The sequence below is a fragment of the Pseudomonas sp. rhizo25 genome, from assembly GCF_031931935.1.
Lineage (GTDB): Bacteria > Pseudomonadota > Gammaproteobacteria > Pseudomonadales > Pseudomonadaceae > Aquipseudomonas > Aquipseudomonas synxantha.
This window is the reverse complement of the sequence record NZ_JAUJXA010000002.1, coordinates 212,682-234,930: the sequence shown is the minus strand read 5'-3', so window position 1 is coordinate 234,930 and position 22,249 is coordinate 212,682. Positions and strand designations below refer to the sequence as shown.

The following is a 22,249-nucleotide window of genomic DNA, read 5'->3' as shown; positions in this document are numbered from 1 at the left end:
CCCAAGGCGCCGCAGGCTCTACTCTGCGGCAGACGGGAGTGAGGATGGCATGCCCTCGGGCGCCGCGCCAGTCTCGCGGCGACCTTTCTCGGGGCTTGAACGTGCTGATTCCGACAGAACGACCGGTATTTACGCCAGCAACGGTGGAAGTTCTTTGTTCAGGGCCAGTTTTTCCATGACAGCACTGCCGGTCAGCGCGTAACCCAGCAGGCGACCGCTGGCGTCGCGACACAGGGCCTTGATATCGCCGCCCAGCCCTTCGACGCTCCACACGCCTTCGGTCCCCCGTGGCGCAGGTGATACCACCAGTGGGCAGATCGGGGTTTTCACCGTGATCGGCATTGGCCCGTAGCTCACGGCGGTGGCGTTACCGGCCAGGGTTTGCGCCAGGGCGCGGGCGCAGCTCATGAGCGGCATCACGTACAGCAGGTTCAGGCCATCGACCTCTGCGCAGTCGCCCAGGGCGTAGATATTGGCATGGGAGGTCTTGAGGTGGCGGTCCACCATAATCCCGCGATTGATTTGCAGGCCGGCGGCCGCAGCCAGGTCTACGCGAGGGCGCAGGCCGATGGCAGAGACCACCAGGTCGCACTGGATCACTTCACCGTCCGACAGGTGCGCTTCAAGGCCGTCAGTGGTGCGTTGCAGGCGATTGAGCACCGGGCCCAGGTGGAAACGCGCACCAATGCCCTCCAATCCAGCCTGCACTGCTGCGGCTGCCGCCGGGTGCAGCAGGGTCGGCATGACTTGCTCGCATGGCGCGACCAGGTCGATTTCATAACCACCAACGATCAGGTCGTTGGCGAATTCGCAGCCGATCAGGCCGGCGCCGAGCAGCAGCACGCGGCGTTTACCCGCAGCGGCGGCGCGAAAGCGCGCGTAGTCTTCGAGATCATTGATCGGGAAAATCAGTTCAGCCGCGTCGCCTTCGACCGGTACGCGTACGGTTTCTGCACCCCAGGCCAGGATCAGGTCGCGGTAGGCCACCGCTTCCTCGCCGATCCACAGGCGCTTGTGGCCCGGGTCGATGCCGCTGACACGTGTGTGGGTGCGCACTTCGGCCTTGAGCTGCTCGGCCATGGCGCCGGGTTCAGCCATGCTCAGGCCGTCGGCTTCCTTGTTTTTGCCAAAACCGGTGGAGAGCATGGGCTTGGAGTAAGAGCGCCCGTCATCCGCGGTGATCAGCAGCAAGGGGGTCTCGCTGTCGAGCTTGCGAAACTCCCGGGCTACGTTGTAACCGGCCAATCCTGTGCCGATGATCACGACAGGTGCGTTCATTCCTTTCTCCTTGTAGTACGTTTCTTAAACTAAAAATCAGCCGATTTCGATCATTTCGAAATCCATTTTGCCCACGCCGCAGTCAGGGCATAGCCAGTCTTCCGGAACGTCCTGCCACAGGGTGCCCGGTGCGATCCCATCATCCGGCCAACCGTCCTTTTCGTCATAGATCAGGCCGCAAACTACACATTGCCACTTCTTCATTACTTACTTCCTCAGGTCCAGGCATCTTGGCCGGCGGTCGGTGGATCCAGCGTTGCCGCACGGCTCAGGGCGTTTTGTACTGATCGGGGCCGGCAGATGCAAGCACGATCGGCGCAAACGGCCGGTTTGGCGCGGCAAAAGATCAGGGTGCCATGGTAAGCTCGCCGCCTCTTTTGCTGCCAATACTGACTCACTGTGCCGCACTCAATCGCCCTTCCCGATGCTGGCCAATGGCTGACCCAGAGCCTTCTGAGCCCCTTGCCCACGCCCCTGACCCTCAATTGGCTGTTTGACGAAGGCTCGCTGACACGACGGCTGACGTGGCTGTCCAACGACGGTTTCAGCGTGACGCCGCTGTTCGAAGGCTGGCAGCCGTTGCGCGATGATGAATGCGCCGCCCTGGGCCTGGCCCAGGCCAGTGTCGGCTGGGTGCGCGAGGTGTACCTGCGTGGGCATGGCCAGCCGTGGGTGTTTGCCCGCAGTGTGGCAGCGCGGGGCGCCTTGCAGGGCGACGGCCTGCACATGGACGAGCTGGGTAGCCGTTCGCTGGGCGAGCTGCTGTTCTGCGACCACGCCTTTACCCGCCAGGCCATTGAGGTGTGTCACTACCCTCGCCCATGGCTGCCGACAGCGGACCAGACCGACGGTTTATGGGCGCGCCGTTCGCGCTTCGACCGCGGGTCGCTGAGCGTGCTGGTGGCGGAAGTCTTCCTGCCGGGTTTCTGGCACGCGCTGCATGATCATCCGGAGAATTGCTGATGTATCAACGTCTGCTCAAGTCCCTGAACCGCCTGAATCCCAGGGCCTGGGATTTCATTCAGTTGACGCGCATGGACAAGCCCATCGGCATCTACCTGCTGCTGTGGCCGACACTCTGGGCACTGTGGATCGCCGGCAAGGGCTCACCGTCTCTGCTCAATATTGTGATTTTTGTACTCGGCGTGGTGCTGACCCGCGCCGGCGGCTGTGTGATCAATGATTGGGCCGACCGCAAGGTTGACGGCCATGTGAAACGCACCGAGCAACGCCCACTGGTGAGCGGCAAGATCAGTTCAAAAGAAGCACTGGTGTTTTTTGCCGTGCTGATGGGCATCAGTTTCCTGCTGGTGCTGCTGACGAACGCCACTACTATCCTGCTGTCCCTGGGCGGCTTGGCGCTGGCAGCGAGTTACCCATTCATGAAGCGCTACACCTATTACCCGCAGGTGGTATTGGGGGCAGCGTTTTCCTGGGGCATGCCGATGGCATTTACCGCGGAAACCGGCCACCTGCCCGCGACGGCGTGGTTGCTGTATATCGCCAACCTATTGTGGACGGTGGGCTACGACACTTATTACGCGATGACCGACCGCGATGACGACTTGAAGATCGGAGTGAAATCCACCGCCATTCTGTTTGGCGATGCTGATCGTGTGATCATCCTCACGCTGCAGGGGCTGTCACTGGTTTGCCTGTTGCTGGCCGGTGCGCGGTTCGAGCTGGGCGGGTGGTTTCAACTGGGGTTGCTGGCCGCGGCGGGCTGTTTTGCCTGGGAGTTCTGGTACACCCGAGACAAGGATCGCCTGAAATGCTTCAAGGCGTTTTTGCACAACCATTGGGCCGGGTTGGCAATTTTTGTCGGGATTGTGCTGGATTACGCGTTTCGGTAGTGCAGGACTGACGCCATCGGGGGCAAGCCCCCTCCCACATTTTGGTGTGTGAATACATTCATATGTGGGAGGGGGCTTGCCCCCGATGGATTCAGCAGCGCCGTAGACTTAAGGCTTGATGATGTGCCAGGCGCCACCCTTGCCATCTCCGGTCTTGTCACCGGTCTTCTTGTCGTCCTTGTAGGTGTAAACCGGCTTGCCTTTGTAAGCCCATTGGCTGGTCTGGTCGTCACGGGTGATGACCTTCCAGTTGCCCGTCGCAGTGTCGGTGGACTCGGCCTTCAACGGCGGCCAATTGGTCGCGCACTGGTCCTTGCACACTGACTTGCCGTCGGCATCCTTATCGAAGGTGTAGAGCGTCATGCCCTTGTGATCCACCAGCATCCCGTCTTTCGTCATCGCCGGCTCCGCCGCAAATGCCAGGCCCGGTAGGGTCAACACCGCCGTAACCAGCAGGGCTTTCCAGGAAACAGTGCTGTAAGTCATCGGAACCTTCCTTTTGTGGTTGTCAGGATTCGGACCCAAAGGGTAGTCCAGAGTGCCGTAAATTGCCCAGGCGACTAAATTACTGTCACACGACTGCAATAATTCCGTTATCTAATGCGGCGCAAGACAGTTAAATGACAAGAGGATTTTAGGCATGGTTGGCAGGAGCATTCTGATTGTTGACGACGAAGCGCCCATTCGCGAGATGATCGCCGTTGCGTTGGAAATGGCCGGCTATGACTGCCTGGAGGCGGAGAACTCCCAGCAGGCCCATGCCATTATCGTCGACCGCAAGCCGGACCTGATCCTCCTCGACTGGATGCTGCCCGGCACCTCGGGCATCGAGTTGGCCCGCCGTCTCAAGCGTGACGAGCTGACCGGTGATATCCCGATCATCATGCTCACCGCCAAGGGCGAGGAGGACAACAAGATCCAGGGCCTGGAAGTCGGTGCCGATGACTACATCACCAAGCCGTTTTCCCCACGGGAACTGGTCGCACGCCTCAAAGCCGTGTTGCGCCGCGCCGGCCCGACCGATGGCGAGGCGCCAATCGAAGTCGGTGGCCTGCTGCTGGACCCGATCAGCCACCGCGTGACCATCGATGGCAAGCCCGCCGAGATGGGCCCGACCGAATACCGCCTGCTGCAATTCTTCATGACCCATCAGGAGCGCGCCTACACCCGTGGCCAATTGCTGGACCAGGTGTGGGGCGGCAACGTCTATGTGGAGGAACGCACCGTTGATGTGCATATCCGTCGCCTGCGCAAAGCCTTGGGCGATGCGTACGAGAATCTGGTACAAACCGTGCGCGGCACCGGCTATCGGTTTTCTACCAAAGGCTGATCCAGTCCCTTTCCTCCCTTAACAGCTGACAAGGACGCATGTTTAAGTGAACCAGAACTGGCACGGCACCCTGATCCGCCACATGCTTCTGTTGATCACTGCCTGCCTGCTGGTCGGGCTGATCAGTGGCTATTACGGCTGGAGCCTGGCCGTCGGCATCGCGTTGTACCTGGGCTGGACCCTCAAACAATTGCTGCGCCTGCATGAATGGCTGCGCCAGCACAAACCCGACGAAGCACCGCCCGATGGCTATGGCCTGTGGGGCGAAGTGTTTGACAGCATCTATCACCTGCAGCGCCGCGACCAACGGGTACGCGGGCGCCTGCAAGCGGTGATCGACCGGGTGCAGGAATCCACCGCCGCACTCAAGGACGCGGTGATCATGCTCGACAGCGACGGCAACCTTGAATGGTGGAACCGCGCGGCCGAGACCCTGCTGGGCCTCAAGACGCCCCAGGACAGCGGCCAGCCGGTGACCAACCTGGTACGCCACCCGCGCTTCAAGGAATACTTCGAGCAGGACAACTACGAAGAGGCCCTGGAAATCCCCTCGCCCACCAATGACCGCGTCCGCATCCAGCTGTACCTGACGCGCTATGGCAACAATGAGCACTTGATGCTGGTGCGTGATGTGACCCGCATCCATCAGCTTGAACAGATGCGCAAGGACTTCGTCGCCAACGTCTCCCACGAGCTTCGCACACCGCTGACGGTGATCTGCGGCTACCTGGAGACGCTGCTGGACAACGTCGACGAGATCAACCCGCGCTGGAGCCGCGCCCTGCAGCAGATGCAGCAGCAAGGCTCGCGGATGCAGACCCTGCTCAATGACTTGCTGCTTTTGGCCAAGCTTGAAGCCACCGATTACCCCTCGGATAACCACCCGGTGGCAGTGCAAAGCCTGCTGCACACCATCAAGAATGACGCCCAGGCGCTCTCCGGTGAACGCGGCCAGCAGATCACCCTGGAAGCCGACCCAACGGTGCTGCTCAAGGGCAGTGAGAGCGAGTTACGCAGCGCGTTCTCCAATTTGGTGTTCAACGCGGTGAAGTACACCCAGGACAAGGGCAATATTCGTATTCGCTGGTGGGCCGACGAACAGGGCGCGCACCTGAGCGTGCAGGACTCGGGCATCGGCATCGACGCCAAGCACCTGCCGCGCCTCACCGAACGCTTCTACCGCGTTGACTCCAGCCGCAACTCCAACACCGGCGGCACGGGGCTCGGCCTGGCCATCGTCAAGCATGTGTTGTTGCGCCATCGGGCACGCCTGGAAATCAGCAGCGTGCTGGGGCATGGCAGTACGTTTACCTGCCATTTTCCAACAACGCAGGTGACGCGTTCGCCAGTGATCGACAATGATGAATAACTCAAATACAGCCCCCTCCCACATTGGATTTGTATGCTTTTGGAGAACAGCTTCCAGGCCCCACCTGGCAGCAGGCACTAGGCAAGCGCCCCGTCAGCCGCTACATTGGCCGACTTGCGCCTGCCTTTCAGGCCCACCTTTCATCCCCTATTGAACATACGGAACCTGCAAAACCCCATCATGGACCCTTCCCCTGGTATTACCCTCGCTACACTCTTCGCCGATTTCGGCATGATTCTTTTTGCACTGGTCCTGGTACTGCTCAACGGTTTCTTCGTTGCGGCGGAATTTGCCATGGTCAAGCTGCGCGCCACCCGGGTCGAGGCCATCGCCCACAAGAACGGCTGGCGCGGGCAGATCCTGCGCACCGTTCACAGCCAGCTCGACGCCTACCTGTCGGCCTGCCAGCTGGGTATCACCCTGGCTTCCCTGGGCCTGGGCTGGGTCGGTGAGCCGGCCTTTGCGCACATCCTCGAGCCTATGCTCGGTGCCATCGGCGTGCAGTCGCCGGAGGTGATCAAGGGCGTGTCGTTCTTTGCCGCCTTCTTCGTGATTTCCTACCTGCACATCGTGGTCGGTGAGCTGGCGCCCAAGTCCTGGGCGATTCGCAAGCCCGAGCTGCTGTCGCTATGGACGGCGGTGCCGCTGTACCTGTTCTACTGGGCGATGTACCCGGCCATCTACCTGCTCAACGCCAGCGCCAACGCCATCCTGCGCATCGCCGGCCAAGGCGAGCCTGGTCCGCACCATGAGCACCATTACAGCCGCGAAGAACTCAAGCTGATCCTGCACTCCAGCCGTGGCCAGGACCCGAGCGACCAAGGTATGCGCGTACTGGCTTCGGCGGTGGAAATGGGCGAGCTGGAAGTGGTCGACTGGGCCAACTCCCGGGAAGACCTGGTAACCCTGGACTTCAACGCCCCGCTCAAGGAAATCCTCGCGCTGTTCCGTCGTCACAAATTCAGCCGTTACCCGGTGTATGACGCGGTACGCAATGAGTTCGTCGGCCTGTTGCATATCAAGGATTTGCTGCTGGAACTGGCCGCCCTGGACCACATCCCCGAATCGTTCAACCTGGCCGAACTGACCCGCCCGCTGGAGCGCGTCTCGCGGCATATGCCGTTGTCGCAACTGCTGGAGCAGTTCCGCAAAGGCGGCGCGCACTTCGCCCTGGTGGAGGAAGCCGACGGCAAGATCATCGGCTACCTGACCATGGAAGACGTGCTGGAAGTGCTGGTGGGCGATATCCAGGACGAACACCGCAAGGCCGAGCGGGGCATCCTCGCCTACCAGCCTGGCAAACTGCTGGTGCGTGGTGACACGCCGTTGTTCAAGGTGGAACGCCTGTTGGGCGTCGACCTGGACCACATCGAAGCCGAAACCCTGGCCGGGCTGATCTACGACACCCTCAAGCGCGTGCCGGAAGAGGAAGAAGTGCTGGAAGTTGAAGGCCTGCGGATCATCATCAAGAAGATGAAAGGGCCGAAGATCGTGTTGGCCAAGGTGTTGCTGCTGGACTGACCTTCGATTGCCCAATGCAAAATTGGGCAATGTCCCGAGCGTCGTGACGCCCTTGAATGATCGTCAAGCAGGCAGCGCGTTAAAACAGATGTCCACATTTATCTGGGCGGCAGCCGAAAGATTGACTAACGCATCCAGAGAACACTTATTGATCTTACCGTTGAGCACATCGTTCAGGCGGGGTTGGCTGATACCCAGTCTTTGCGCCGCATCCTTCTGGGAAAGCTCCCAGCTGCGAATGGTGTTGCACAATTCCAACAGCAACTTTGAGCGCAGGCGCATATTGGCAGCTTGCACGGGCGTGTCTTCCAGAGCATCCCACACACAGTTGAAACGCTCGGTATGTAACTTTTGATTTGTCATGGGCTTAACCTAACTCCTGCAATCTGGCGCGAGCCAGCTCGATATCCCGCCCTTCGGTTTTCTGTGTGGTCTTGCGCAACGCGTGCAGCACGTAGACAGCTTCCGGCCGATTGACCACATAGAACACTCGAAACGCTCCCGATTCCTCAGTGATCCGGATCTCCTTGACGCCCATTCCGATCGTTTTCATCGGTTTGCAATCAAAGGGCTGTTCACCCTGTTGCAATAGATCCAACTGAAAACCAGCTGCCCTTCGGGCGTCGAGAGGAAAATTCTTGAGATCCTTGAGCGAGCTTCCTAGAAACACCACATCCTTGTGCCTTGGCATTAGCTTCTCCTTTCCTGGAAAGAAAAAGCGTAATCGACGATTCAGCCAAAAGCAGTGGAGGTTTGTTTCAAGGCATAGCAGAGGCTCAAGTCCACTGGGGTCTTACCGAGAGACTATATCGAAACAGATATAAATCAAGCCTACTGACGGGAATCAGATACTCGGTCAATTTCCGCTATTAAGGCGATCAAGCACCCGGCACAAAATGCTTCTGCGCCGTACCGCGCGCAATCAGGCGCGAGATGTAATCCAGCTTCTGCGCATCCTGGTCGATAAAACGGAAGGTCAGCTGCAGCCAATCACTATCCGGCCTGGGTTCGAAGGCGACAATGGCGTGCAGGTAGCCATTGAGGCGTGCGACTTCGGCGTTGTCACCCTGCTCAAGGTCGAGCACGGCGCTTTCCAGGACCTGAGGCAAGACTTCGCCGCGCCGCACCACCAGCAACGCTTCCTTGATGCTCAGGGCCTTGATTACGCATTGCTGGGTGCCACTGGACAGGCGCAACTGCCCCTGGCCGCGACCGCCAGCCGGCGACGCTGCCGCTGGCGCTTGTACCGGTGGGTTGTTGAGCAGGCCTTTGTTGGGTGTCGCCGCGACGGGAGCCGACTTGACCGCTTCGGGCTTGCCGCCGGTCAGGGCGCTCAGGGAGTCGTTGCCGAAGGCCGAGTTCATCTTGGTCGGCGCGCTGGCGATCAGTGCATCGAGGCGGCCGATCTTGTGCAGGGCCTGCTTGACCTTGTTCAGCAACTGTTCGTTGGTGAATGGCTTGCTCACATAACCGGAAACGCCGGCCTGGATCGCCTGCACCACGTTTTCCTTGTCGCCACGGCTGGTCACCATCACGAACGGCATGGCCTTCAGGTGGGCTTGCCCGCGGCACCAGGTCAAGAGCTCAAGACCGGACATCTCCGGCATTTCCCAGTCACACAGCACCAGATCGAAGGTCTCGCGCATCAGGATGGATTGCGCCTTTTTGCCGTTCACCGCATCTTCGATCTTGATCCCGGGGAAGTAATTGCGCAGGCACTTCTTCACCAGGTCGCGAATGAACGAGGCGTCATCCACCACCAACACACTGACTTTGCTCATCGACCCTTTATCCTATAAAAACTTCGGCACGCAAAACGCCTGACTGATGGCATTTTGCCAAAACTCGCCAGTCACAGCGGGGCTTTTTTCACTATCGCGCTCAAATTCAGCCCGCGCAAAAAATTCGGTGCCACAAACGAAAACGCCCGGCCAAAGGCCGGGCGTTAATTTCTCGGGCAACTTACTTATCGTCAGTTTCACCCGGAACATTAGGGATTAGATCAGCGGTGCCTTCAACTTCGGCTTTCATGCGCTTGAGGCCCATGTGCCGTACGTCGGTGCCGCGCACCAGATAAATCACCAATTCCGAGATATTGCGCGCATGGTCGCCGATACGCTCCAGGGAACGCAGCACCCAGATGATGTTCAACACACGCGAGATCGAGCGCGGATCTTCCATCATGTAGGTGGCCAGTTCGCGCAACGCCGTCTTGTATTCGCGGTCGATGATCTTATCGTACTGGGCCACCGACAACGCCAGCTCGGCGTCAAAACGGGCGAAGGCGTCGAGGGCATCACGCACCATGTTGCGCACCTGGTCGCCGATGTGGCGCACTTCCACGTAGCCGCGGGGCGCTTCACCTTCTTCGCACAGCTGGATGGCGCGGCGGGCGATCTTGGTGGCTTCGTCGCCGATACGCTCCAGATCGATTACGGACTTGGAGATGCTGATGATCAAACGCAGGTCAGAGGCCGCCGGCTGGCGACGGGCGAGAATGCGCAGGCACTCCTCGTCGATGTTGCGTTCCATCTGGTTGATCTGGTCATCGATCTCGCGCACCTGCTGGGCCAGGCCCGAGTCGGCCTCGATCAGCGCGGTGACCGCATCGTTGACTTGCTTCTCCACCAGCCCGCCCATCGCCAGGAGGTGGCTGCGCACTTCCTCGAGCTCGGCGTTGAACTGCGCGGAGATGTGATGGGTAAGGCCTTCTTTGCTAATCATGTTGGCGTCCTTGGAGCGTCCGGTAAGGTGCGGAGAACCGCAACGTCAGTGCAATGAGAAGAACCACGGCATCCTAGCCGTAGCGACCGGTGATGTAGTCTTCGGTCTGTTTCTTCGCCGGATTGGTGAACAGGGTATCGGTATCGCCGAATTCCACCAGCTTGCCCATGTACATGAACGCGGTGTAGTCGGAAACCCGTGCCGCCTGTTGCATGTTGTGGGTCACGATAACGATGGTGAACTTGGACTTGAGTTCATAGATCAGCTCTTCGACTTTCAGGGTCGAGATCGGGTCGAGGGCCGAGCAGGGTTCGTCGAGCAGCAGCACTTCCGGCTCCACGGCGATGGTGCGGGCGATCACCAGGCGTTGCTGCTGGCCACCGGACAGGCCGAGAGCCGACTCGTGCAGCCGGTCCTTGACCTCATCCCACAGGGCCGCACCCTTGAGGGCCCATTCAACCGCTTCGTCGAGGATGCGCTTCTTGTTGATGCCCTGGATGCGCAGGCCGTAGACCACGTTTTCGTAGATGGTCTTGGGGAACGGGTTGGGCTTCTGGAACACCATGCCCACGCGGCGGCGCAGCTCGGCCACGTCTTCGCCCTTGCGATAGATGTTGGTGCCGTAAAGGTTGATCGCGCCTTCCACACGGCAACCGTCGACCAGGTCGTTCATACGGTTGAAGGTGCGCAGCAGCGTGGACTTGCCGCAGCCGGACGGGCCGATAAAGGCGGTCACGCGCTGCTTGGGGATGTTCATGCTGACGTCGAACAGTGCCTGCTTGTCGCCGTAGTAGAGGCTCAGGCCCGGCACTTCGATGGCCACGGTTTCCTGAGCCAGGCTCAGGCTCTGCTTGTCGCGACCCAGGGCAGACATATTGATGCCGTGGGAATGGTTTTCGTGTTGCATGGGATGCTCCCTGTGCTACCAATTTGTTGTGTGGGAGGGGGCTTGCCCCCGATAGCAGTGCATCAGGAACATGTGTGCTGGCTGGCACACCGCAATCGGGGGCAAGCCCCCTCCCACATTGAATGGTGTTAGCTGTCCAGCGCCTTGTATTTTTCGCGCAGGTGGTTACGGATCCACACCGCCGACAGGTTGAGCGTGGCGATCACCAGCACCAGCAGCAACGCGGTGGCGTACACCAGCGGCCGTGCAGCTTCGACGTTGGGGCTCTGGAAGCCGACGTCATAGATATGGAAGCCCAGGTGCATGATCTTCTGGTCCAGGTGCAGGTACGGGTAGTTGCCGTCCAATGGCAGCGACGGCGCCAGTTTCACCACACCCACCAGCATCAGCGGCGCCACTTCACCGGCGGCGCGGGCCACGGCGAGGATCATGCCGGTCATCATCGCCGGGCTGGCCATCGGCAGCACGATCTTCCACAGCGTTTCCGCCTTGGTCGCGCCCAACGCCAGGGAGCCTTCGCGCACGGTGCGAGGAATGCGCGCCAGGCCTTCTTCGGTGGCCACGATCACCACCGGCACCGCCAGCAGCGCCAGGGTCAGCGAGGCCCATAGCAGGCCCGGGGTACCGAAGGTCGGTGCCGGCAGGGCTTCGGCGAAGAACAGACGGTCAACCGAGCCACCCAATACATAGACGAAGAAGCCCAGGCCGAATACGCCGTAGACGATGGCCGGTACGCCCGCCAGGTTGTTCACGGCGATACGGATGATCCGCGTCAGGGTGTTCTGCTTGGCGTACTCACGCAGGTACACGGCCGCCAGCACGCCAAACGGGGTCACGATCATCGCCATGATCAGGGTCATCATCACGGTGCCGAAGATGGCCGGGAAAATCCCGCCTTCGGTGTTGGCTTCCCGTGGGTCATCACTGAGGAATTCCCAGACTTTGCTGAAGTAGAAGCCGATCTTGGTCAGGGTGCCCATGGCGTTAGGCTGGTAGGCGTGCACCACCTTGCCGATGCCGATCTCCACTTCCTTGCCGTTGCCGTCGCGGGCAGTCAGGGCGTCGCGGTTGAACTGAGCGTGCAGGTCAGCCAGGCGCGCCTCGATGTCCTGGTAGCGGGCATTCAGTTCGGCGCGGTCGGCATCCATATCGGCCTGGGCGGCGGCGTCGAGCTTGCCCTCCAGTTCCAGTTTGCGGCCGTGCAGGCGGATGCGTTCGAGGCCGGCGTTGATCGCGCCGATATCGGATTTTTCCAGGGTCTTGAGCTGGGCGGCGAGCTGATTGACGCGCGCGACCCGGGCTTGCAGCTCCGGCCACGCAGCTTCGCCTTCGGCGATGACCTTGCCGTCCTGCTTGACGTTGACCAGGGTGCCGTAGAAATTGCCCCATTCGCGACGCTCGATGGCCATCAGGTTGGTCGGTTTGGTCTGATCCTTCAACCACTCGCCGACGATCCAGGTGAAGTCGTTGCCGTTCAGGTCGCGGTTGCCGACCTTGATCAGCTCGCGGGTCATGAACTCAGGGCCTTCGTCCGGCACCGGCAGGCCGGCGCTTTTCAGGCGCTCACGCGGCACTTCTTCTTTCTGTACCACTTCGCCGATGACGATGTGGTTGGCCTGGCCCGGCACGTTGTAGTTGGCCTGGATCAGGTCGGCCGGCCAGAAATGGCCCAAGCCACGCACCGCAATCACAGCCAGCAGACCAATGGTCATGATGACCGCGATGGACACCGCGCCACCGCTGATCCAGACGCCGGGAGCGCCGCTCTTGAACCATCCATTCAGGGAGTTCTGTTTCACAGACTTCTACCTTTCTTAAAGCGACGAGTATTTCTTGCGCAGACGCTGACGAATCAGCTCCGCGAGGGTGTTCATAATGAAGGTGAACAACAGCAGCACCAGTGCCGAGAGGAACAACACGCGGTAGTGACTGCCGCCGACTTCCGACTCGGGCATTTCTACCGCGACGTTGGCCGCCAGGGTGCGCAGGCCCTCGAACAGGTTCATCTCCATCACCGGGGTGTTACCGGTGGCCATCAGCACGATCATGGTCTCGCCGACAGCACGGCCCATGCCGATCATCAATGCCGAGAAAATGCCCGGGCTGGCGGTGAGGATGACCACGCGGGTCATGGTCTGCCAGGGCGTGGCGCCCAGGGCCAGGGAGCCCAGGGTCAGGCCGCGTGGCACGCTGAACACGGCGTCTTCGGCGATGGAGTAGATGTTCGGGATCACCGCAAAGCCCATGGCGAGGCCGACCACCAGGGCGTTGCGCTGGTCGTAGGTGATGCCCAGGTCATGGGAGATCCACATGCGCATGTCACCGCCGAAGAACCAGGTTTCCAGGTACGGGCTCATGTACAGCGAGAGCCAGCCCACGAACAGGATCACCGGGATCAGGATCGCGCTTTCCCAGCCATCCGGCACCCTTAGGCGAATGGACTCGGGCAAGCGGCTAAAGACAAAACCGGCGACCAGGATGCCAATTGGCAACAGCATCAACAGGCTGAAAATCCCCGGCAGATGCCCTTCCACATAAGGCGCCAGGAACAGGCCGGCGAAGAAGCCGAGGATCACCGTCGGCATGGCTTCCATCAGCTCGATCACCGGCTTGACCTTGCGGCGCAGGCTCGGAGCCATGAAGTAAGCGGTGTAGATCGCGGCGGCAACCGCCAGCGGCGCCGCCAGCAGCATGGCATAGAACGCGGCCTTCAAGGTCCCGAAGGTCAGCGGGGCCAGGCTCATCTTGGGTTCGAAGTCGGTGTTGGCGGCGGTGGACTGCCAGACGTATTTAGGCTCGTCGTAGTTTTCGTACCAGACCTTGCTCCACAACGCGCTCCACGAGACTTCCGGGTGCGGATTGTCGAGCAGCAAGGGTTGCAGCTTGCCGCCGGTCTCGACGATCACCCGGTTGGCCCGAGGCGACATGCCGAACAGACCCTGGCCGTCGACCACCGGGTCGACCAGCAGGGTACGGTGTGCGGTGCTGTGGAACACGCCGAACTGGCCGGACGCGTCAAGGGCGGTGAAGCCTTTGCGGCGCTCTTCAGCGCTGATTTGGACGATGGGCGCAGTGCCCATCTGGAAGGTACGGATCTGCTTGAGGCGTTGTTCGCCATCCGGGTCGCGAGCCATGAACCACTGGGCCAGGCCACCTTTGGAATCCCCCATGATCAGCGAGATGCCGCCCACCAGCTGGGTGCTGGCGGTGATTTCGGCATCGCCGTTTTCCAATAACTTGTAGCGACCGTTGAGGCTCTTGTCGCGCAGGCTGAACACGTCGGCCAGGGCGCGACCGTTGACCACATACAGCCACTGCTGGCGCGGGTCGATGAAGATCGCCTTCACAGGTTCAGTCATCTGTGGCAGCTCGACACGCTTCTGCTCACTGGTGACTTCACCGGTCATCATGTTTTCTTCGCGGCTCAGGGTCAGCACGTTCAGGTGCGAACCCGCTGAACCAGCGACCACCAGCGAGGTGTCGGTGGCGTTGAGGGCAACGTGTTCCAGTGGGCGACCGGCGTCATCCAGCACGATCGGCGTTTCGCCGTAGGGGTATTCGATCGCCGGGCTGATGGTTTTCTTGCCGTCCGGGTACGACACTTTATAGGTGTGGCGAAACACCAGGGACTGGCCATTGGATAAGCCGAGGATCACCAACGGGCTGCCCGGCTGGTCTTCACCAATGGAGGCCACGCTGGTACCGGCCGGAAGCGGCAGGTCGACACGCTTGAGTTCAGCACCGGTGTCCACTTCAAAGAACAATGCCTGGCCCTTGTCGGAAACCCGCATGGCAACTTGGTTCTGTTCTTCGAGGGAGATCATCAACGGTTTACCGGCGTCCTGCATCCAGGCGGGCGTCAGCGCGTCTTCCTTGGTCAGCGAGGCGCCCTGGAACAGCGGCGCGACGACATAGGCGAGGAAGAAGAAGATCAGGGTAATGGCCGCCAGCACGGCGAGGCCGCCGATCAGCACATACCAGCGGGTAAAGCGATCCTTGAGCGCGCGCATGCGGCGCTTGCGTTGCAGCTCAGGCGTATTGAAATCAATGCGCTTGGGGGGAGAAGTTGTCGTCATGGTGGAATTGGCCAGATCATTCATGCGCACACCCTAGCGATCCTGTATGACAGAAAGATGACAGTGCAGTGACGCAACAAATCCGCCGCGAAGCAAGCTGGCAGCGGACTAGAAAATTCGGATGCGGAGCCGGTAGGCCGGCCCCGCAGAGGCAATCAGTTGCCTTCTTTCAGGCCCAGGTCAGCCAGTGCCTTGGCGGCCACTTTGGCTGGCAGTGGGATGTAGCCGTCTTTCACCACGACTTCCTGGCCCTGCTTGGACAGCACCAGTTTCACGAACTCGGCTTCCAGCGGAGCCAGAGGCTTGTTCGGGGCTTTGTTGACGTATACGTAGAGGAAGCGCGACAGCGGGTATTTGCCGTTCAGGGCGTTTTCTTCGCTGTCTTCGATGAACTCGGTGGTGCCTTTCTTGGCCAGAGGCACGGTCTTCACGCTGGCGGTCTTGTAACCGATGCCCGAGTAACCAATGCCGTTCAGCGAGGAGCTGATCGACTGCACGACCGAAGCCGAGCCAGGTTGTTCGTTCACGTTAGGCTTGTAGTCGCCTTTGCACAGGGCTTCTTCCTTGAAGTAGCCGTAAGTGCCGGATACCGAGTTACGGCCGAACAACTGCACTGGCTTGTTGGCCAGGTCGCCGGTCACACCCAGGTCGCCCCAGGTTTTCACGTCGGCTTTGGCACCGCACAGGCGAGTCGAAGAGAAGATCGCGTCGACTTGCTCCATGGTCAGATGCTGGATCGGGTTGTCCTTGTGCACGAACACCGCCAGGGCGTCCACGGCAACCGGGATAGCAGTTGGCTTATAGCCGTACTTCTGCTCGAAGGCCGCCAGTTCCGTATCCTTCATCTTGCGACTCATCGGGCCCAGGTTGGAGGTGCCTTCGGTCAGCGCAGGTGGCGCGGTGGCGGAGCCGGCAGCTTGAATCTGGATGTTGACGTTCGGGTATTCCTTCTTGTAACCCTCGGCCCACAGGGTCATCAGGTTGGCCAGGGTATCGGAACCGACGCTGGACAGGTTGCCCGACACACCAGTGGTCTTGACGTAAGCCGGAATTGCCGGATCAACACCAGCGGCCACCGCGTTGGCGGTCGCAACGCCAGCAGCGACAAAAGTCATTGCCGCCATCAAACGTTTCAGTTTCATGCCTTGCTCCTAGCAGATAGGGATAATTGGATCGGGGCCAAGTATCGGGAGGCCGTGTGAACACTCTATGTCTTAAATATGACAATTAGATGAAAGGCCACTATCGAGAAGCAAAGGCTGATGAGGAGCGAGACGTTGAATGAACGCCTCGCCACATTGGATCAAATTGGTTTCAGCGGCCGCGTTTCCACAGATACCCACCCACCAACATCCCCATCACACACAGGACGGCCACATAGTAAGCCGGGCCCATCGGGCTCTCCTTCATCAACAGCGATACCGCCAATGGCGTTAGCCCACCGAACACGGCATAGGCGACGTTATAGGAGAACGACAGGCCACTGAAACGCACCACTGGCGGGAAGGCCTTGACCATCACGTAGGGCACCACACCGATGGTACCTACGAACAAACCGGTCAATGCGTACAACGGGAACAGCCAGTCCGGGTGAGCCATCAGGCTGTGGTAGAGCGTCCAGGAGGTTGCCAACAGCAGCGCGCAACCGGTGACCAATACGCGGCCGGCGCCAAAACGGTCGGCCAGGGCGCCCGAGGCGATGCAACCCAGGCTCAACGTTACGATGGCCAGGCTGTTGGCTTGCAGCGCAACCGTAGGGCTGAAGTGATAGACGGTTTGCAGCACGGTCGGCGTCATGAGGATGACTACTACGACGCCGGCCGACAACAGCCAGGTCAGCAGCATCGACAACACGATGGCACCACGATGGTCGCGCAGCACCGCGCGCAACGGCAGCTCGGCAGCCAGGGTCTTGCGTTGCTGCATCTCGGCGAAGATCGGTGTTTCATGCAGCCAGCGGCGCAGATACACCGACAGCAGGCCGAATACACCGCCGAGCAGGAACGGGATCCGCCAGGCGTAATCGGAGACCTGCTCCGGGGTATAGGCCGTATTGATGGCAGTGGCCACCAGCGAGCCCAGCAAGATACCGGCGGTGAGGCCGCTGGTCAGGGTGCCGCAGGCGTAGCCGATGTGGCGCGGCGGCACGTGCTCTGAGACGAACACCCAGGCGCCGGGTACCTCGCCGCCAATCGCCGCGCCCTGGATGACGCGCATCAGCAGCAGCAGGAGCGGCGCCCACAGGCCGATCTGCGCGTAAGTCGGCAGCAGGCCCATGATCAGGGTCGGCACGGCCATCATGAAAATGCTCAAGGTGAACATCTTCTTGCGCCCCAGCAGGTCACCGAAGTGCGCCATGATGATGCCGCCCAGGGGGCGCGCCAGGTAACCGGCGGCGAAGATGCCGAAGGTCTGCATCATGCGTAGCCATTCGGGCATGTCGATGGGGAAGAACAGTTTCCCGACCACGGTGGCGAAAAACACGAAGATGATGAAGTCGTAGAACTCCAGCGCACCGCCCAAGGCAGACAGCGACAGGGTTTTGTAGTCGTTGCGGGTCAGCGGGCGCGAGGGTTGCGCACTGCTTGCGGGCACGGAGGACATGGCAAGGTTTCTCTTATAGTAGTCAGAACGGCAAGCCCGGGACTTGCGGCAGGCTTGGCAAGATAGCAAATCGCTCCAAAAAGCACAGCGTCGAGCCTTTAACAGGCAATCTTACCGACGCAGGGCAACACTCAACTCGGCCAGAAGCACAGTTGCAGGAAAAAGCCCCGATACAGCGCCTATTTACCGACCAAATGAGCCTTGGGAGGTCGTCGCGGCGCCAGCGTCTCGATATACTCGGCCCTTGCAAGCGCAGAACCCCGGTCTTGAGGGCTGCTGTGCCAAACGCCGTTGGGGTTGCCCAGCCGGTTTGGCAGAGTTTCCCTTTAGCACGCCTTACGAGAAACGCGTCGAACGCGTATGTTTGTGCTGAAACGTTTTTCCAATAGTCGGCTATCCACTTTGCACCACTTATAAGAAGCGTCACGGGTCAGAGGCACCCCCGGCATGATCGAACTCGAACAAGAAGATCCTATCCCGCAAGGCGATCTCGCCTTGCAAATCACTGCACTCCCTCGTGAAACCAACGGTTTTGGCGATATCTTCGGCGGCTGGCTGGTCGCGCAGATGGACCTCGCCGGCACGGCAATGGCCAGCAAGGTTGCCGGTGGGCGAGTGGCGACTGTGGCTATTGACCGCATGGCCTTCCTGGTACCGGTGGCGGTGGGCGCGCAGCTTTCCTTCTATACCCAGGCCCTGGAAATTGGCCGCAGCTCGATCCAGATGATGGTCGAGGTGTGGAGCGATGACCCGCTGTCCAGCGAATGGCGCAAGGTGACCGAGGCGGTATTTGTGTTCGTCGCCATCGATGGCAGCGGTCGCACGCGGTCGGTACCTTCACGGGCGCGTTAAACATCGCCGGGTTTTGACGGTCAATTGCCCCATTGCCTGCCATTGAGAGAGCTTTGTTATGCCTACGCCCCACGTTGAAACGGTGAAAGTCGACGAGCTGGACTGCTGGCGCATTCGCCACAACGGCGCCGAACTGATGGTGGCCCGGCAGGGCGCGCACATCTTCAGTTACCAGCGCGAGGGCGAGCAGCCGCTGATCTGGCCCAACCCCAAGGCGGTATTCAAGCAGGGCAAAGGCATTCGTACCGGCGTGCCGGTGTGCTGGCCGTGGTTTGGTGTATTCGACCGTAACCCGCAAAGCGTCAAGGCGATGCGTCAAAGCGATCAACCGGCTGGCTCACATGGCTTTGCGCGCACCGCCCTCTGGGAATTGGCCGAGACTGCAATCGAAGGTGAAGCCCTGCGTATCGAACTGGCGCTGCCGGTTCCTCCGAACGGCTTTCCCGGCTGGCCTCACCAGGTTGACTTGACGCTGAGCCTGCTGCTGGACGACCAATTGCATATTCGCCTCACCAGCCACAACCGTGGCACCGACACCGTGACCCTCAGCCAGGCGCTGCACACCTACTTTGCTGTGAGCGATGTGCGCAACGTGCAGGTCGAGGGCCTGGATGGCTTAGCATACATCGATACCGCCGACGGCTGGACCGAGAAGCGACAAGCCGGCCTGCTGCACTTCACCGCCGAGACGGATCGCATCTACCTGGACACGCCGGCGCAGTTGAGCATTGTCGATAAGGACTGGCAGCGCCGCGTCAAACTCACCAGCCAGGGCTCGAACTCGACGGTAGTCTGGAACCCCTGGACCGAACGAGCCAAGGCGCTCGATGACATGGCTGACGATGGCTGGCAGGGCATGTTGTGCATCGAGACGGCGAATGTGCTGGATGATGTGGTGAGCCTGGCGGCCGGTGAAAGCCACACCTTGGGCGTGAGCATCACCAGTATCACCTTGTAAACCCGATCAAATGTGGGAGGGGGCTTGCCCCCTCCCACATTGGTTATGTGTAGGGTTTTAGAGATCGGATTCCTTTACCACCCTGACCTTCCCCGCCTCCAGCGCATATGCCGCGTCCGCCAGATCGTTATTGACCTTCTCCACCTTCAACGTGCCCGTCACCCACAACGGCGTGTAGATATCATCCAGCTTCAACCCCTTGGGATACCGCACCAGCACCAGCTGGTTAGGTGGTGGTGGCGGCACGTGGATGCAGGCGCCAGGGTATGGCACCAGGAAGAACAGCGTACTACGGCCCTTGGCATCGGTTTCCAGCGGCACTGGATAGCCGCCGATACGGATGTTCTTGCCGTTCATGGCGGCCACGGTCTTGGTGGAATACATCACCGCCGGCAAGCCTTTGCTCTGTTTCAAGCCACCTTTTTCGGTAAAGGTGCCTTGGGCTTCGGGGGAGTTGTGGTCGATCTCGGGCATGGCTTCGAGGGCTTTCTGGTCCGAAAGCGGCATTAGCTCAAGCCAGTCAGTTTCCGGCAGTTCGCCAGCATGGGTCAGGCCAGGGGCCAGCAGCAGAAGGGTCAATAGAAGACGGCGCATGGAGAGGCTCGGCAAATACAAGTGCCGAGCATTCTAGCCCTCTGCGCCTGCGCAGCGCAGAGGACTTTGTCGGCTGATTACTTCTTTTTGATCAGGCCGTAGATCACCAGCAACACGATGGCACCCACCAGTGCGCCGATGAAGCCCGCACCCTGGCCTGCCTGGTAGATCCCCAGTGCCTGGCCGCCGTAGGTCGCGGCCAGGGAGCCGGCGATACCCAGCAGGATGGTCATGATCCAGCCCATGCTGTCGTCGCCAGGCTTGAGGAAACGCGCCAGCAGGCCAACGATCAAGCCGATAAAGATGGTTCCAATGATACCCATGGCATTTCCCTCTGATTGAATATGAGTCATGACAAAGCCTAGTCAGGCTTCGTCATCCTGCAATCAGAGAGACGACGGCCACCAATGGTTCCCACCGAACCTCGGGTTATTGCTCGGCGATCAGCGCCTCGACCTTGAGGATCTGTGCCTGCAGGGTCGCACGGTCCTTGCAACGCAGGTTGGCATGGCCGACCTTGCGCCCGGCCTTGAACGCCTTGCCGTAGTGGTGCAGGTGGCAGTCATCGATGGCGATCACCCGCTCAACCGGCGGTACCACGCCAATGAAGTTGAGCATGGCGCTCTCGCCGACCTTGGCCGTGGAGCCCAACGGCAAGCCCGCTACCGCGCGCAGGTGGTTTTCGAACTGGCTGCACTCGGCGCCTTCGGTGGTCCAATGCCCGGAGTTGTGCACGCGGGGCGCGATCTCGTTGGCCTTGAGGCCGCCGTCGACCTCAAAGAACTCGAACGCCATCACGCCGACGTAATCCAGCTGCTTGAGCACACGGCTGGAGTAGTCCTCGGCGAGGGCCTGCAGCGGGTGATCGGTGCTGGCCACAGACAGTTTGAGAATGCCGTTGACGTGGGTGTTGTGCACCAAGGGGTAGAAACGGATCTCGCCATCGCGGGCCCGCACGGCAATCAGCGAGACTTCGCCGGTGAACGGCACGAAGCCTTCCAACAGGCAAGGAACGCTGCCCAGTTCGGCGAAAGTACCCACCACGTCGGCTTCGCTGCGCAGGACTTTCTGGCCCTTGCCGTCGTAACCCAAAGTGCGGGTTTTCAACACGGCCGGCAGGCCGATGTTGGCGACAGCGGCGTCCAGGTCTGCCTGGGACTGGATGTCGGCGAAGGCCGGGGTAGGGATGCCCAGGTCCTTGAACATGCTCTTCTCGAACCAGCGGTCCCGGGCAATGCGCAAGGCTTCGGCGCTCGGGTAAACCGGCACGAACTGCGACAGGAAGGCCACGGTTTCGGCCGGGACGCTTTCGAACTCGAAGGTCACCAGGTCGACTTCGTCGGCCAGTTGGCGCAGGTGATCCGGGTCGCTGTAGTCAGCGCGCAGGTGTTCACCCAGGGCGGCGGCGCAGGCGTCTGGCGCCGGGTCCAGGAAAGCGAAGTTCATCCCCAGCGGAGTGCCCGCCAGGGCCAGCATGCGGCCCAGTTGGCCGCCACCGATTACACCGATTTTCATCGTCAACAACCTCAGGCGATACGTGGGTCTGGATTGTCCAGCACGCTGTCTGTCTGCTCGGCACGGAATTTTTTCAGCACCGCGTGGAACTGCGGGTGCTTGGCGCCCAGGATGCTGGCGGACAGCAATGCGGCGTTGATCGCGCCGGCCTTGCCGATCGCCAGGGTTGCCACCGGGATACCGGCTGGCATCTGCACGATGGACAACAGCGAATCCACGCCCGAGAGCATCGACGACTGCACCGGCACGCCAAGCACCGGCAGGTGGGTCTTGGCTGCACACATGCCTGGCAGGTGCGCCGCGCCGCCGGCACCGGCGATGATCACCTCGATGCCACGGGATTCTGCTTCATCGGCATACTGGAACAGCAAATCCGGGGTGCGGTGGGCGGAGACCACCTTCACTTCATACGGAATGCCGAGTTTTTCCAGCATATCGGCGGTGTGGCTAAGGGTGGACCAATCGGACTTGGAGCCCATGATCACGCCAACCAATGCACTCATCGTCGTGCCTCTTCTCTCTGGGCGCCCGCAGGCGCGTCAAAAAACAACAAGCCACGCAGGAAATCCGGCGTGGCTTGGTGTACGAATTAAGGCCGGTTGGACCGGCCGAAGGCCGCGCAGTATACCGTAATAATCCAGATAAACAGCCCCTTGGATGACCATCTG

At 60.6% G+C, this 22,249-nt stretch carries 23 protein-coding genes; 7 read left to right on the top strand and 16 right to left on the bottom strand.

Annotated features, from left to right (window positions below; all coding sequences use genetic code 11):
* Positions 1–129: 129 nt before the first annotated feature.
* Both QZR30_RS04695 and QZR30_RS04690 read right to left on the bottom strand, forming a co-directional pair.
* Positions 130–1,278, bottom strand: a complete 1,149-nt coding sequence (locus tag QZR30_RS04695) for an NAD(P)/FAD-dependent oxidoreductase (protein WP_056847483.1) — start codon at positions 1,276–1,278, stop codon at positions 130–132.
* Positions 1,279–1,314: 36 nt separating this feature from the next.
* Complete coding sequence (locus tag QZR30_RS04690) at positions 1,315–1,482, bottom strand: rubredoxin (protein WP_003213373.1); 168 nt, start codon at positions 1,480–1,482, stop codon at positions 1,315–1,317.
* 195 nt (positions 1,483–1,677) lie between these two features.
* On the opposite strand from QZR30_RS04690, the gene QZR30_RS04685 reads away from it, so the two are divergent.
* Together QZR30_RS04685 and ubiA are read left to right on the top strand one after the other, a co-directional pair.
* On the top strand, positions 1,678–2,241 hold the full coding sequence (locus tag QZR30_RS04685) for a chorismate--pyruvate lyase family protein (RefSeq protein ID WP_046070126.1): 564 nt from the start codon (positions 1,678–1,680) through the stop codon (positions 2,239–2,241).
* Positions 2,241–3,131, top strand: coding sequence for a 4-hydroxybenzoate octaprenyltransferase (gene ubiA / locus QZR30_RS04680; RefSeq protein WP_311902987.1), 891 nt, complete (start codon positions 2,241–2,243; stop codon positions 3,129–3,131). Before QZR30_RS04685 ends, ubiA begins: the two co-directional genes overlap by 1 nt.
* A gap of 108 nt (positions 3,132–3,239) precedes the next feature.
* On the opposite strand, the gene QZR30_RS04675 is transcribed toward ubiA, so the two are convergent.
* Complete coding sequence (locus tag QZR30_RS04675; RefSeq protein ID WP_046070128.1) at positions 3,240–3,617, bottom strand: COG4315 family predicted lipoprotein; 378 nt, start codon at positions 3,615–3,617, stop codon at positions 3,240–3,242.
* A 154-nt stretch (positions 3,618–3,771) separates the two neighbouring features.
* On the opposite strand from QZR30_RS04675, the gene phoB reads away from it, so the two are divergent.
* From phoB to QZR30_RS04660, 3 genes are all read left to right on the top strand, one after another.
* A complete protein-coding gene (gene phoB / locus QZR30_RS04670) occupies positions 3,772–4,461 on the top strand; it encodes a phosphate regulon transcriptional regulator PhoB (RefSeq protein ID WP_003176964.1) in 690 nt (229 codons plus the stop codon).
* Positions 4,462–4,543: 82 nt separating this feature from the next.
* Positions 4,544–5,830, top strand: a complete 1,287-nt coding sequence (gene phoR, locus QZR30_RS04665) for a phosphate regulon sensor histidine kinase PhoR (RefSeq protein WP_311903092.1) — start codon at positions 4,544–4,546, stop codon at positions 5,828–5,830.
* A gap of 180 nt (positions 5,831–6,010) precedes the next feature.
* Complete coding sequence (locus QZR30_RS04660) at positions 6,011–7,351, top strand: hemolysin family protein (protein WP_043048122.1); 1,341 nt, start codon at positions 6,011–6,013, stop codon at positions 7,349–7,351.
* 63 nt (positions 7,352–7,414) lie between these two features.
* On the opposite strand, the gene QZR30_RS04655 is transcribed toward QZR30_RS04660, so the two are convergent.
* The 9 genes from QZR30_RS04655 to QZR30_RS04615 form a co-directional block, all read right to left on the bottom strand.
* Positions 7,415–7,714: a helix-turn-helix domain-containing protein gene (locus QZR30_RS04655; protein ID WP_056847484.1), complete on the bottom strand. Its 300-nt coding sequence runs from the start codon at positions 7,712–7,714 to the stop codon at positions 7,415–7,417.
* Between the two features lie 4 nt (positions 7,715–7,718).
* Positions 7,719–8,042: a type II toxin-antitoxin system RelE/ParE family toxin gene (locus QZR30_RS04650; RefSeq protein ID WP_274357146.1), complete on the bottom strand. Its 324-nt coding sequence runs from the start codon at positions 8,040–8,042 to the stop codon at positions 7,719–7,721.
* A gap of 187 nt (positions 8,043–8,229) precedes the next feature.
* Complete coding sequence (locus QZR30_RS04645; RefSeq protein WP_046070131.1) at positions 8,230–9,132, bottom strand: response regulator; 903 nt, start codon at positions 9,130–9,132, stop codon at positions 8,230–8,232.
* Between the two features lie 181 nt (positions 9,133–9,313).
* Positions 9,314–10,075, bottom strand: coding sequence for a phosphate signaling complex protein PhoU (phoU, locus tag QZR30_RS04640; RefSeq protein ID WP_046070132.1), 762 nt, complete (start codon positions 10,073–10,075; stop codon positions 9,314–9,316).
* Positions 10,076–10,148: 73 nt separating this feature from the next.
* A complete protein-coding gene (gene pstB / locus QZR30_RS04635) occupies positions 10,149–10,982 on the bottom strand; it encodes a phosphate ABC transporter ATP-binding protein PstB (RefSeq protein WP_034116465.1) in 834 nt (277 codons plus the stop codon).
* Positions 10,983–11,110: 128 nt separating this feature from the next.
* Positions 11,111–12,781 (bottom strand): phosphate ABC transporter permease PstA, encoded by a 1,671-nt coding sequence (gene pstA, locus QZR30_RS04630; protein WP_043048129.1) that lies wholly within the window; start codon positions 12,779–12,781, stop codon positions 11,111–11,113.
* A 15-nt stretch (positions 12,782–12,796) separates the two neighbouring features.
* Positions 12,797–14,830 (bottom strand): ABC transporter permease subunit, encoded by a 2,034-nt coding sequence (locus QZR30_RS04625; RefSeq protein WP_311903091.1) that lies wholly within the window; start codon positions 14,828–14,830, stop codon positions 12,797–12,799.
* A 383-nt stretch (positions 14,831–15,213) separates the two neighbouring features.
* A complete protein-coding gene (locus QZR30_RS04620) occupies positions 15,214–16,200 on the bottom strand; it encodes a phosphate ABC transporter substrate-binding protein PstS (RefSeq protein WP_043048135.1) in 987 nt (328 codons plus the stop codon).
* Between the two features lie 172 nt (positions 16,201–16,372).
* Positions 16,373–17,662, bottom strand: coding sequence for an MFS transporter (locus QZR30_RS04615; protein ID WP_274357148.1), 1,290 nt, complete (start codon positions 17,660–17,662; stop codon positions 16,373–16,375).
* A 447-nt stretch (positions 17,663–18,109) separates the two neighbouring features.
* Here QZR30_RS04615 and QZR30_RS04610 point away from each other — a divergent pair, with 447 nt between their 5' ends.
* A complete protein-coding gene (locus tag QZR30_RS04610; protein ID WP_003176975.1) occupies positions 18,110–18,514 on the top strand; it encodes an acyl-CoA thioesterase in 405 nt (134 codons plus the stop codon).
* A gap of 58 nt (positions 18,515–18,572) precedes the next feature.
* Positions 18,573–19,472: a D-hexose-6-phosphate mutarotase gene (locus QZR30_RS04605; RefSeq protein ID WP_046070136.1), complete on the top strand. Its 900-nt coding sequence runs from the start codon at positions 18,573–18,575 to the stop codon at positions 19,470–19,472.
* Positions 19,473–19,529: 57 nt separating this feature from the next.
* Here QZR30_RS04605 and QZR30_RS04600 read toward each other — a convergent pair whose 3' ends face one another.
* The 4 genes from QZR30_RS04600 to purE form a co-directional block, all read right to left on the bottom strand.
* A complete protein-coding gene (locus QZR30_RS04600; RefSeq protein ID WP_046070137.1) occupies positions 19,530–20,066 on the bottom strand; it encodes a DUF3299 domain-containing protein in 537 nt (178 codons plus the stop codon).
* 77 nt (positions 20,067–20,143) lie between these two features.
* Complete coding sequence (locus QZR30_RS04595) at positions 20,144–20,389, bottom strand: GlsB/YeaQ/YmgE family stress response membrane protein (RefSeq protein WP_005792540.1); 246 nt, start codon at positions 20,387–20,389, stop codon at positions 20,144–20,146.
* A gap of 106 nt (positions 20,390–20,495) precedes the next feature.
* Positions 20,496–21,581 carry a 5-(carboxyamino)imidazole ribonucleotide synthase gene (locus tag QZR30_RS04590; protein ID WP_056847489.1) on the bottom strand — a complete coding sequence of 362 codons (1,086 nt, stop codon included), beginning with the start codon at positions 21,579–21,581 and terminating at the stop codon, positions 20,496–20,498.
* Positions 21,582–21,592: 11 nt separating this feature from the next.
* Complete coding sequence (gene purE, locus QZR30_RS04585; RefSeq protein ID WP_003195648.1) at positions 21,593–22,084, bottom strand: 5-(carboxyamino)imidazole ribonucleotide mutase; 492 nt, start codon at positions 22,082–22,084, stop codon at positions 21,593–21,595.
* Positions 22,085–22,249 lie beyond the last annotated feature (165 nt).

Bases quoted from the DNA above. Each gene is read 5' to 3' on its own strand.
- QZR30_RS04620 (WP_043048135.1), bottom strand. From the start codon at position 16,200: ATGAAACTGAAACGTTTGATGGCGGCAATGACTTTTGTCGCTGCTGGC.
- phoU (WP_046070132.1), bottom strand. From the start codon at position 10,075: ATGATTAGCAAAGAAGGCCTTACCCATCACATCTCCGCGCAGTTCAAC.
- QZR30_RS04600 (WP_046070137.1), bottom strand. From the start codon at position 20,066: ATGCGCCGTCTTCTATTGACCCTTCTGCTGCTGGCCCCTGGCCTGACC.
- QZR30_RS04615 (WP_274357148.1), bottom strand. From the start codon at position 17,662: ATGTCCTCCGTGCCCGCAAGCAGTGCGCAACCCTCGCGCCCGCTGACC.
- QZR30_RS04595 (WP_005792540.1), bottom strand. From the start codon at position 20,389: ATGGGTATCATTGGAACCATCTTTATCGGCTTGATCGTTGGCCTGCTG.
- QZR30_RS04660 (WP_043048122.1), top strand. From the start codon at position 6,011: ATGGACCCTTCCCCTGGTATTACCCTCGCTACACTCTTCGCCGATTTC.
- purE (WP_003195648.1), bottom strand. From the start codon at position 22,084: ATGAGTGCATTGGTTGGCGTGATCATGGGCTCCAAGTCCGATTGGTCC.
- ubiA (WP_311902987.1), top strand. From the start codon at position 2,241: ATGTATCAACGTCTGCTCAAGTCCCTGAACCGCCTGAATCCCAGGGCC.
- QZR30_RS04590 (WP_056847489.1), bottom strand. From the start codon at position 21,581: ATGAAAATCGGTGTAATCGGTGGCGGCCAACTGGGCCGCATGCTGGCC.
- QZR30_RS04695 (WP_056847483.1), bottom strand. From the start codon at position 1,278: ATGAACGCACCTGTCGTGATCATCGGCACAGGATTGGCCGGTTACAAC.
- QZR30_RS04610 (WP_003176975.1), top strand. From the start codon at position 18,110: ATGATCGAACTCGAACAAGAAGATCCTATCCCGCAAGGCGATCTCGCC.
- QZR30_RS04650 (WP_274357146.1), bottom strand. From the start codon at position 8,042: ATGCCAAGGCACAAGGATGTGGTGTTTCTAGGAAGCTCGCTCAAGGAT.
- pstB (WP_034116465.1), bottom strand. From the start codon at position 10,982: ATGCAACACGAAAACCATTCCCACGGCATCAATATGTCTGCCCTGGGT.
- QZR30_RS04690 (WP_003213373.1), bottom strand. From the start codon at position 1,482: ATGAAGAAGTGGCAATGTGTAGTTTGCGGCCTGATCTATGACGAAAAG.
- QZR30_RS04605 (WP_046070136.1), top strand. From the start codon at position 18,573: ATGCCTACGCCCCACGTTGAAACGGTGAAAGTCGACGAGCTGGACTGC.
- QZR30_RS04675 (WP_046070128.1), bottom strand. From the start codon at position 3,617: ATGACTTACAGCACTGTTTCCTGGAAAGCCCTGCTGGTTACGGCGGTG.
- QZR30_RS04625 (WP_311903091.1), bottom strand. From the start codon at position 14,830: ATGCAGGACGCCGGTAAACCGTTGATGATCTCCCTCGAAGAACAGAAC.
- phoR (WP_311903092.1), top strand. From the start codon at position 4,544: ATGCTTCTGTTGATCACTGCCTGCCTGCTGGTCGGGCTGATCAGTGGC.
- QZR30_RS04645 (WP_046070131.1), bottom strand. From the start codon at position 9,132: ATGAGCAAAGTCAGTGTGTTGGTGGTGGATGACGCCTCGTTCATTCGC.
- phoB (WP_003176964.1), top strand. From the start codon at position 3,772: ATGGTTGGCAGGAGCATTCTGATTGTTGACGACGAAGCGCCCATTCGC.
- QZR30_RS04655 (WP_056847484.1), bottom strand. From the start codon at position 7,714: ATGACAAATCAAAAGTTACATACCGAGCGTTTCAACTGTGTGTGGGAT.